The organism is Pseudomonas sp. BIC9C (genome assembly GCF_034541995.1).
GTDB lineage: Bacteria > Pseudomonadota > Gammaproteobacteria > Pseudomonadales > Pseudomonadaceae > Aquipseudomonas > Aquipseudomonas fluorescens_CC.
Map to the genome: position 1 here is coordinate 669,948 of NZ_JAWDGM010000002.1, position 10,686 is coordinate 680,633.

The 10,686-nt window shown below is 55.3% G+C and carries 4 protein-coding genes, 2 tRNA genes and 3 rRNA genes; 7 read left to right on the forward strand and 2 right to left on the reverse strand.

Going from position 1 to position 10,686, the window contains the following annotated elements; translation table 11 throughout:
* Positions 1 to 13: 13 nt before the first annotated feature.
* Both RS887_RS13015 and RS887_RS13020 read right to left on the reverse strand, forming a co-directional pair.
* Positions 14 to 664, reverse strand: coding sequence for a TetR/AcrR family transcriptional regulator (locus RS887_RS13015; protein ID WP_322615694.1), 651 nt, complete (start codon positions 662 to 664; stop codon positions 14 to 16).
* 192 nt (positions 665 to 856) lie between these two features.
* Complete coding sequence (locus RS887_RS13020; protein WP_007971880.1) at positions 857 to 1,777, reverse strand: LysR family transcriptional regulator; 921 nt, start codon at positions 1,775 to 1,777, stop codon at positions 857 to 859.
* A gap of 139 nt (positions 1,778 to 1,916) precedes the next feature.
* Here RS887_RS13020 and RS887_RS13025 point away from each other — a divergent pair, with 139 nt between their 5' ends.
* The 7 genes from RS887_RS13025 to rrf all read left to right on the forward strand — a co-directional run bounded on the left by RS887_RS13025 (position 1,917) and on the right by rrf (position 10,612).
* Positions 1,917 to 3,266: an aspartate aminotransferase family protein gene (locus tag RS887_RS13025; protein ID WP_111284462.1), complete on the forward strand. Its 1,350-nt coding sequence runs from the start codon at positions 1,917 to 1,919 to the stop codon at positions 3,264 to 3,266.
* Between the two features lie 74 nt (positions 3,267 to 3,340).
* Entirely contained in the window at positions 3,341 to 4,834 is a 1,494-nt protein-coding gene (locus RS887_RS13030; protein WP_008021905.1) for a CoA-acylating methylmalonate-semialdehyde dehydrogenase, read from the forward strand.
* A 569-nt stretch (positions 4,835 to 5,403) separates the two neighbouring features.
* A 16S ribosomal RNA gene (locus tag RS887_RS13035) occupies positions 5,404 to 6,940 on the forward strand.
* A gap of 81 nt (positions 6,941 to 7,021) precedes the next feature.
* Positions 7,022 to 7,098: transfer RNA gene (locus tag RS887_RS13040), tRNA-Ile, on the forward strand.
* Between the two features lie 30 nt (positions 7,099 to 7,128).
* Positions 7,129 to 7,204, forward strand: a tRNA-Ala gene (locus RS887_RS13045).
* Positions 7,205 to 7,448: 244 nt separating this feature from the next.
* Positions 7,449 to 10,340: ribosomal RNA gene (locus RS887_RS13050) — 23S ribosomal RNA — on the forward strand.
* 156 nt (positions 10,341 to 10,496) lie between these two features.
* A 5S ribosomal RNA gene (gene rrf, locus RS887_RS13055) occupies positions 10,497 to 10,612 on the forward strand.
* Together the 16S, 23S and 5S rRNA genes with 2 tRNA genes alongside form the textbook arrangement of a ribosomal RNA operon.
* The last annotated feature ends 74 nt before the right edge of the window (positions 10,613 to 10,686 follow it).

Here is a 10,686-nt window from a genome sequence, read left to right on the forward strand (position 1 = left end):
CCTGAATGGCTACTTAAATGGCAGGTTTCAGGCCGCAGCCCTTGAGAATGATGCGGATCAGGTTGTCCCCGGCGTCTTCCATGTCTTGCCTGGTCAACCGGGTGCGCCCGGTGACGCGGCAGATCTGCGTGGCGAAGTCGGCGTAATGCTGGGTGCTGCCCCACAACAGGAAGATCAGGTGCACCGGATCGACCGGGTCCATTTTACCGGCGTCGATCCAGGCCTGGAACACGCCCGCACGGCCCTGGAACCAGGCGCGATAATCCTGGTTGAAATACTCGGTCAGGCATTCGCCGCCGCTGATAACTTCCATGGCAAAGATCCGCGAGGCTTGCGGCTGGCGTCGGGAGAACTCCATTTTTGCGCGGATGTAGCGGGTCAAGGCTTCGGCCGGATCGTCCTCGGCGGTGAGCGTGTTGAAGGTGCTGTCCCACAGCTCGAGGATGTTGCTCAGCACCGCCACGTACAAACCGAGCTTGTTGGTGAAGTAGTAATGCAGGTTTGCCTTGGGCAGCCCGGCGTTCTGGGCAATGGTGTTCATGCTCGTGCCTTTGTACCCGTGACGGGCGAACTCGTCTTCGGCGGCTTTGATGATGGTCTCTTCGTTTTTCTGACGAATGCGGCTGACGGATTTTGCGCCATGGGCTGGGACTTCAAAGGTCATAAGCACTTCCGAACGGGTGGGTGGGACGGCCAGTGCGTTGATATCGTACCCACCGGCTTCAGACAAGTCCTGACACGATAAAACCCTGCTCCGCAATCTACTGTGGGCGGGCTTGCTCGCGAAGAGGGCGTGTCAGGCGATATCTGCATAGCTGACACACCGCCTTCGCGAGCAAGCCCGCTCCCACAATTTTTAACGCGTCGCGGCCAGGCTCTCGAGAAAACTCTCCAGCACCAGATGAGGTCGACGCCCCTTGCGTGTGACCGACGCCAGGCTGAGGTCATAGAAGCGCGTTTTTGCTTTCAATGCTCGCAACCGGCCTTGTTGCACCCAAAGACTCGCATAGTGATCCGGCAGGTAACCGATATAGCGTCCGGTCAGGATCAGGAACGCCATGCCTTCGCGGTCCGAGGCGCTGGCGGTGCAATTGAGCGCCTGGTAATGAGCCTGGATCTCCGCTGGCAAACGGAAGGTAGGGGCGATGGCGTCCTGGCTGTTCAGGCGTTCGTCGTCCAGTTGTTTGTCGTCGACATAAAACAGTGGATGGCCGACCGCGCAGTACAACAGCGATCGTTCGCTATACAGCGGTTGATACTCCAGCCCCGACAATGCGCTCGCCTGCGGCACCACGCCGACGTGCAGACGACCGTCGAGTACGCCTTGCTCGACTTCATTGGGCGCGATCATGCGGATCTGGATCTGGACATCCGGGCCGCGTTCTTTCAATTGCGCGAGGGCATGGGTGATGCGCATGTGGGGCAGGGTGACCAGGTTGTCCGTCAGGCCAATGATCAATTCGCCGCGCAAGTGCTGGTGCAGGCCATTGACCTCGGTGCGGAAGCTTTCCAGTGCACTTAACAGCTGCAACGCCGATTGATAGACCTCGCGGCCTTCTTCGGTCAGGGAAAACCCGGCACGCCCCCGTTGGCACAGGCGCAGACCGAGGCGTTGCTCCAGATCGCTCATCTGCTGGCTGATCGCCGAGCGACCGATGCCCAGCACGGTTTCCGCCGCGGAGAAGCCGCCGCATTCCACCACGCTGCGAAAGATCCTCAGCAGGCGAATGTCAAAGTCGCTGACCTGGGCCAGCGGATCGGGACGGCGAGTGCTCATGCTTGTTACTCGAAAGTTTAGTAGTGGGCTGACTGAACATTAGAAAAGTTGCATTTCACCGACTTTATCCCCGTGGCAATTTAGCTGCAACAACGGTTTTCAATCCTTACGCCGCTTATTGCCTTGCGAGGTTTCGCCCATGAACTTGCCTGAAAACGCCCCGTCTTCCCTGGCCAGCCAGCTCAAGCTCGATGCTCACTGGATGCCTTACACCGCCAACCGTAACTTCCAGCGCGACCCGCGCCTGATCGTTGGCGCTGAAGGCAGCTGGCTGATCGACGACAAGGGGCGCAAGGTGTATGACTCGCTGTCGGGTCTGTGGACCTGTGGCGCCGGGCACACCCGCAAGGAAATCCAGGAGGCCGTGGCCAAGCAACTGGGCACCCTCGATTATTCGCCAGGCTTCCAGTATGGCCATCCGTTGTCTTTCCAGCTGGCCGAGAAAATCACCGACCTGACCCCGGGCAACCTGAACCACGTGTTCTTCACCGACTCGGGCTCCGAGTGCGCTGACACTGCGGTGAAGATGGTCCGCGCTTACTGGCGCCTGAAAGGCCAGTCGACCAAGACCAAAATGATCGGCCGTGCCCGTGGTTACCATGGCGTGAACATCGCCGGCACCAGCCTCGGTGGCGTGAATGGCAACCGCAAGCTGTTCGGCCAGGCGATGATGGACGTCGACCACCTGCCGCACACTTTGCTGGCAAGCAACGCTTACTCCCGTGGCATGCCGGAGCAGGGTGGTATCGCCCTGGCTGACGAACTGCTGAAGCTGATCGAACTGCACGATGCGTCGAACATCGCGGCAGTATTCGTCGAGCCATTGGCCGGTTCCGCTGGCGTGCTGGTTCCACCACAGGGTTATCTCAAGCGTCTGCGTGAAATCTGCGATCAGCACAACATCCTGCTGGTGTTCGACGAAGTGATCACCGGTTTCGGTCGTACCGGCACCATGTTCGGTGCCACCACTTTCGGCGTGACCCCGGACCTGATGTGCATCGCCAAGCAAGTCACCAACGGCGCGATACCGATGGGCGCGGTGATTGCCAGCTCCGAGATCTACCAGACCTTCATGAATCAGCCGACGCCTGAATACGCGGTTGAATTCCCCCATGGCTACACCTATTCCGCGCACCCGGTGGCTTGCGCCGCGGGCCTGGCAGCACTCGACCTGCTGCAAAAGGAAAACCTGGTGCAGAGCGTGGCCGAAGTCGCGCCGCATTTCGAAAATGCGCTGCACGGCCTGAAAGGCACCAAGAACATCATCGACATCCGCAACTTCGGCCTGGCCGGCGCGATCCAGATCGCGCCACGTGACGGCGACGCCATCGTGCGTCCGTTCGAAGCCGGCATGGCGCTGTGGAAAGCCGGGTTCTACGTGCGCTTCGGCGGCGACACCCTGCAGTTCGGCCCAACCTTCAACAGCAAGCCGCAGGACCTGGATCGCCTGTTCGACGCGGTCGGCGAAGTGCTGGGCAAGATCGACTGATTTTTCCCTCTATATACCTATAAATAACGGGCGCCCGGAAACGGGCGCCTGTGGACAACTTTTCAGGAGCTTCCATGAGCGTTATTCCGCATTTGATCAATGGTGAACTGGTGACCGAGAACGGTCGCGCGGTTGATGTGTTCAACCCGTCCACCGGCCAGGCCATTCACAAGTTGCCGCTGGCGACCCGCGAAACCATCCAGAGCGCCATCGACGCTGCCAAGGCTGCGTTCCCGGCTTGGCGCAACACGCCACCGGCCAAGCGTGCCCAGGTGATGTTCCGCTTCAAGCAACTGCTGGAGCAGAACGAAGCGCGTATCGCCCAACTGATCAGCGAAGAGCATGGCAAGACCCTGGAAGATGCGGCCGGTGAACTGAAGCGCGGCATCGAGAACGTCGAGTTCGCTTGTGCAGCCCCGGAAATCCTCAAGGGTGAATACAGCCGTAACGTCGGTCCGAACATTGATGCCTGGTCTGACTTCCAGCCGCTGGGCGTGGTGGCCGGTATCACTCCGTTCAACTTCCCGGCCATGGTGCCACTGTGGATGTACCCGCTGGCGATCGTCTGCGGCAACTGCTTCATCCTCAAGCCGTCCGAGCGTGACCCGAGCTCGACGCTGCTGATCGCCCAATTGCTGCTGGAGGCTGGCCTGCCTAAAGGCGTACTGAGCGTGGTGCACGGTGACAAGACCGCGGTGGATGCGCTGATCGAGGCGCCGGAAGTCAAAGCGTTGAGCTTTGTCGGTTCGACGCCTATTGCCGAGTACATCTACTCCGAAGGCACCAAGCGCGGCAAACGCGTTCAGGCTCTGGGTGGTGCGAAGAACCACGCGGTGCTGATGCCGGATGCAGACCTGGACAACGCCGTCAGCGCACTGATGGGCGCCGCTTACGGTTCTTGCGGTGAGCGTTGCATGGCGATCTCGGTGGCCGTGTGCGTTGGCGATCAGGTGGCGGACGCGCTGGTGGCCAAGCTGGTACCGCAAATCCAGGCGCTGAAAATCGGCGCCGGTACTTCTTGCGGTCTGGACATGGGGCCTCTGGTCACCGGCCAGGCCCGCGACAAGGTCAGCGGCTATGTAGAAGACGGCGTGGCCGCCGGCGCGACGCTGGTCGTGGACGGCCGTGGCCTGACCGTGGCTGGTCACGAGGAAGGTTTCTTCCTGGGTGGTTGCCTGTTCGACAACGTCACGCCAGAGATGCGTATCTATAAAGAAGAAATCTTCGGGCCGGTGCTTTGCGTTGTTCGGGTCAACAGCCTGGAAGAAGCCATGCAACTGATCAACGATCACGAATATGGCAACGGCACCTGCATCTTCACCCGCGACGGGGAAGCGGCGCGGTTGTTCTGCGACGAGATCGAAGTCGGCATGGTTGGTGTCAACGTACCGTTGCCGGTGCCGGTCGCCTATCACAGCTTCGGTGGCTGGAAGCGTTCGCTGTTCGGCGACCTGCACGCCTATGGCCCGGATGGCGTGCGTTTCTATACCCGCCGCAAAGCCATCACCCAGCGCTGGCCGCAGCGTGCGAGCCATGAAGCTTCGCAGTTCGCCTTCCCTAGCTTGTAAGTAGAAGGGCGTAGAAGGCCGACCCATTGGGTCGGCCTTTTTGTTTTCGGGGCTTTTTTGACCTATATGACAGTTTTGTGAAAATAGATGTTGACGGCAGATTCTGGAGGCCTATAATTCGCCCCACTTCCGGCGCAGTCGAAACGGAAAACTCCTTGATAAACAAAGAGTTACGCAGGTTTCGGCAGCAGGTTGCTTCAGGTCATCGAAGTCGAAAGGAAGTTGAAAAAGAGGTGTTGACAGCAGCGTGTAACGCTGTAGAATTCGCCTCCCGCTGACGAGAGATCGAAAGCGCAAGTGGTTGAAGTTGTTAAGGATTCCTTGAAAACTTCTGAAAATAATCACTTGACAGCAAATGAGGCTGCTGTAGAATGCGCGCCTCGGTTGAGACGAAAGCTCTTAACCAACCGCTCTTTAACAACTGAATCAAGCAATTCGTGTGGGTGCTTGTGGAGTCAGACTGCTAGTCAACAGATTATCAGCATCACAAGTTACTCCGCGAGAAATCAAAGATGTAACCAACGATTGCTGAGCCAAGTTTAGGGTTTTCTCAAAACCCAAAGATGTTTGAACTGAAGAGTTTGATCATGGCTCAGATTGAACGCTGGCGGCAGGCCTAACACATGCAAGTCGAGCGGATGAAGAGAGCTTGCTCTCTGATTCAGCGGCGGACGGGTGAGTAATGCCTAGGAATCTGCCTGGTAGTGGGGGACAACGTCTCGAAAGGGACGCTAATACCGCATACGTCCTACGGGAGAAAGCAGGGGACCTTCGGGCCTTGCGCTATCAGATGAGCCTAGGTCGGATTAGCTAGTTGGTGAGGTAATGGCTCACCAAGGCGACGATCCGTAACTGGTCTGAGAGGATGATCAGTCACACTGGAACTGAGACACGGTCCAGACTCCTACGGGAGGCAGCAGTGGGGAATATTGGACAATGGGCGAAAGCCTGATCCAGCCATGCCGCGTGTGTGAAGAAGGTCTTCGGATTGTAAAGCACTTTAAGTTGGGAGGAAGGGTTGTAGATTAATACTCTGCAATTTTGACGTTACCGACAGAATAAGCACCGGCTAACTCTGTGCCAGCAGCCGCGGTAATACAGAGGGTGCAAGCGTTAATCGGAATTACTGGGCGTAAAGCGCGCGTAGGTGGTTTGTTAAGTTGGATGTGAAAGCCCCGGGCTCAACCTGGGAACTGCATTCAAAACTGACAAGCTAGAGTATGGTAGAGGGTGGTGGAATTTCCTGTGTAGCGGTGAAATGCGTAGATATAGGAAGGAACACCAGTGGCGAAGGCGACCACCTGGACTGATACTGACACTGAGGTGCGAAAGCGTGGGGAGCAAACAGGATTAGATACCCTGGTAGTCCACGCCGTAAACGATGTCAACTAGCCGTTGGGAGCCTTGAGCTCTTAGTGGCGCAGCTAACGCATTAAGTTGACCGCCTGGGGAGTACGGCCGCAAGGTTAAAACTCAAATGAATTGACGGGGGCCCGCACAAGCGGTGGAGCATGTGGTTTAATTCGAAGCAACGCGAAGAACCTTACCAGGCCTTGACATCCAATGAACTTTCCAGAGATGGATTGGTGCCTTCGGGAACATTGAGACAGGTGCTGCATGGCTGTCGTCAGCTCGTGTCGTGAGATGTTGGGTTAAGTCCCGTAACGAGCGCAACCCTTGTCCTTAGTTACCAGCACGTTATGGTGGGCACTCTAAGGAGACTGCCGGTGACAAACCGGAGGAAGGTGGGGATGACGTCAAGTCATCATGGCCCTTACGGCCTGGGCTACACACGTGCTACAATGGTCGGTACAGAGGGTTGCCAAGCCGCGAGGTGGAGCTAATCCCACAAAACCGATCGTAGTCCGGATCGCAGTCTGCAACTCGACTGCGTGAAGTCGGAATCGCTAGTAATCGCGAATCAGAATGTCGCGGTGAATACGTTCCCGGGCCTTGTACACACCGCCCGTCACACCATGGGAGTGGGTTGCACCAGAAGTAGCTAGTCTAACCTTCGGGAGGACGGTTACCACGGTGTGATTCATGACTGGGGTGAAGTCGTAACAAGGTAGCCGTAGGGGAACCTGCGGCTGGATCACCTCCTTAATCGACGACTCAGCTGCTCCATAAGTTCCCACACGAATTGCTTGATTCATTGAAGAAGACGATAAGAAGCAGCCCGAAATTGGGTCTGTAGCTCAGTTGGTTAGAGCGCACCCCTGATAAGGGTGAGGTCGGCAGTTCGAATCTGCCCAGACCCACCAATTTTGTGTGGGAAACGCCTGTAGAAATACGGGGCCATAGCTCAGCTGGGAGAGCGCCTGCCTTGCACGCAGGAGGTCAACGGTTCGATCCCGTTTGGCTCCACCACTACTGCTTCTGATTGTGTAAAGCTTAGAAATGAGCATTCCATCGATGATGGTGAATGTTGATTTCTAGTCTTTGACTAGTTCGTTCTTTAAAAATTTGGGTATGTGATAGAAAGATAGACTGAACGTTACTTTCACTGGTAACGGATCAGGCTAAGGTAAAATTTGTGAGTTGCTCTTAGAGCAAGTGCGAATTTTCGGCGAATGTCGTCTTCACAGTATAACCAGATTGCTTGGGGTTATATGGTCAAGTGAAGAAGCGCATACGGTGGATGCCTTGGCAGTCAGAGGCGATGAAAGACGTGGTAGCCTGCGAAAAGCTTCGGGGAGTCGGCAAACAGACTTTGATCCGGAGATGTCTGAATGGGGGAACCCAGCCATCATAAGATGGTTATCTTGTACTGAATACATAGGTGCAAGAGGCGAACCAGGGGAACTGAAACATCTAAGTACCCTGAGGAAAAGAAATCAACCGAGATTCCCTTAGTAGTGGCGAGCGAACGGGGACTAGCCCTTAAGTGGCTTTGAGATTAGCGGAACGCTCTGGAAAGTGCGGCCATAGTGGGTGATAGCCCTGTACGCGAAAATCTCTTGGTCATGAAATCGAGTAGGACGGAGCACGAGAAACTTTGTCTGAATATGGGGGGACCATCCTCCAAGGCTAAATACTACTGACTGACCGATAGTGAACTAGTACCGTGAGGGAAAGGCGAAAAGAACCCCGGAGAGGGGAGTGAAATAGATCCTGAAACCGTATGCGTACAAGCAGTGGGAGCCCACTTTGTTGGGTGACTGCGTACCTTTTGTATAATGGGTCAGCGACTTATTTTCAGTGGCGAGCTTAACCGAATAGGGGAGGCGTAGCGAAAGCGAGTCTTAATAGGGCGTCTAGTCGCTGGGAATAGACCCGAAACCGGGCGATCTATCCATGGGCAGGTTGAAGGTTAGGTAACACTGACTGGAGGACCGAACCGACTACCGTTGAAAAGTTAGCGGATGACCTGTGGATCGGAGTGAAAGGCTAATCAAGCTCGGAGATAGCTGGTTCTCCTCGAAAGCTATTTAGGTAGCGCCTCATGTATCACTGTAGGGGGTAGAGCACTGTTTCGGCTAGGGGGTCATCCCGACTTACCAAACCGATGCAAACTCCGAATACCTACAAGTGCCGAGCATGGGAGACACACGGCGGGTGCTAACGTCCGTCGTGAAAAGGGAAACAACCCAGACCGTCAGCTAAGGTCCCAAAGTTATGGTTAAGTGGGAAACGATGTGGGAAGGCTTAGACAGCTAGGAGGTTGGCTTAGAAGCAGCCACCCTTTAAAGAAAGCGTAATAGCTCACTAGTCGAGTCGGCCTGCGCGGAAGATGTAACGGGGCTCAAACCATACACCGAAGCTACGGGTATCACGTAAGTGATGCGGTAGAGGAGCGTTCTGTAAGCCTGTGAAGGTGAGTTGAGAAGCTTGCTGGAGGTATCAGAAGTGCGAATGCTGACATGAGTAACGACAATGGGTGTGAAAAACACCCACGCCGAAAGACCAAGGTTTCCTGCGCAACGTTAATCGACGCAGGGTTAGTCGGTCCCTAAGGCGAGGCTGAAAAGCGTAGTCGATGGAAAACAGGTTAATATTCCTGTACTTCTGGTTATTGCGATGGAGGGACGGAGAAGGCTAGGCCAGCTTGGCGTTGGTTGTCCAAGTTTAAGGTGGTAGGCTGAGATCTTAGGTAAATCCGGGATCTTAAGGCCGAGAGCTGATGACGAGTTACCCTTTGGGTGACGAAGTGGTTGATGCCATGCTTCCAAGAAAAGCTTCTAAGCTTCAGATAACCAGGAACCGTACCCCAAACCGACACAGGTGGTTGGGTAGAGAATACCAAGGCGCTTGAGAGAACTCGGGTGAAGGAACTAGGCAAAATGGCACCGTAACTTCGGGAGAAGGTGCGCCGGTGAGGGTGAAGCATTTACTGCGTAAGCCCACGCCGGTCGAAGATACCAGGCCGCTGCGACTGTTTATTAAAAACACAGCACTCTGCAAACACGAAAGTGGACGTATAGGGTGTGACGCCTGCCCGGTGCCGGAAGGTTAATTGATGGGGTTAGCTAACGCGAAGCTCTTGATCGAAGCCCCGGTAAACGGCGGCCGTAACTATAACGGTCCTAAGGTAGCGAAATTCCTTGTCGGGTAAGTTCCGACCTGCACGAATGGCGTAACGATGGCGGCGCTGTCTCCACCCGAGACTCAGTGAAATTGAAATCGCTGTGAAGATGCAGTGTATCCGCGGCTAGACGGAAAGACCCCGTGAACCTTTACTATAGCTTTGCACTGGACTTTGAATTTGCTTGTGTAGGATAGGTGGGAGGCTTTGAAGCGTGGACGCCAGTTCGCGTGGAGCCATCCTTGAAATACCACCCTGGCAACTTTGAGGTTCTAACTCAGGTCCGTTATCCGGATCGAGGACAGTGTATGGTGGGTAGTTTGACTGGGGCGGTCTCCTCCTAAAGAGTAACGGAGGAGTACGAAGGTGCGCTCAGACCGGTCGGAAATCGGTCGTAGAGTATAAAGGCAAAAGCGCGCTTGACTGCGAGACAGACACGTCGAGCAGGTACGAAAGTAGGTCTTAGTGATCCGGTGGTTCTGTATGGAAGGGCCATCGCTCAACGGATAAAAGGTACTCCGGGGATAACAGGCTGATACCGCCCAAGAGTTCATATCGACGGCGGTGTTTGGCACCTCGATGTCGGCTCATCACATCCTGGGGCTGAAGCCGGTCCCAAGGGTATGGCTGTTCGCCATTTAAAGTGGTACGCGAGCTGGGTTTAGAACGTCGTGAGACAGTTCGGTCCCTATCTGCCGTGGACGTTTGAGATTTGAGAGGGGCTGCTCCTAGTACGAGAGGACCGGAGTGGACGAACCTCTGGTGTTCCGGTTGTCACGCCAGTGGCATTGCCGGGTAGCTATGTTCGGAAAAGATAACCGCTGAAAGCATCTAAGCGGGAAACTTGCCTCAAGATGAGATCTCACTGGGACCTTGAGTCCCCTGAAGGGCCGTCGAAGACTACGACGTTGATAGGTTGGGTGTGTAAGCGCTGTGAGGCGTTGAGCTAACCAATACTAATTGCCCGTGAGGCTTGACCATATAACACCCAAGCAATTTGCTGCTCCTAGTTGAAGAAACGAAAGAGGCCAGATTGCGGTGTGTGAAGACGCAATGAACCGAAAGTTCGCACAACACACAAATCTATCGCATACCCAATTTGCTGAAGCGTCGAAAGACGATTCGGTACCCGAATTTCTTGACGACCATAGAGCGTTGGAACCACCTGATCCCATCCCGAACTCAGCAGTGAAACGATGCATCGCCGATGGTAGTGTGGGGTTTCCCCATGTGAGAGTAGGTCATCGTCAAGATTAAATTCCGAAACCCCTATCTGCGTACGCAGGTAGGGGTTTTGTTTTTGTCCGCAGAAAAACTCATACAGCAA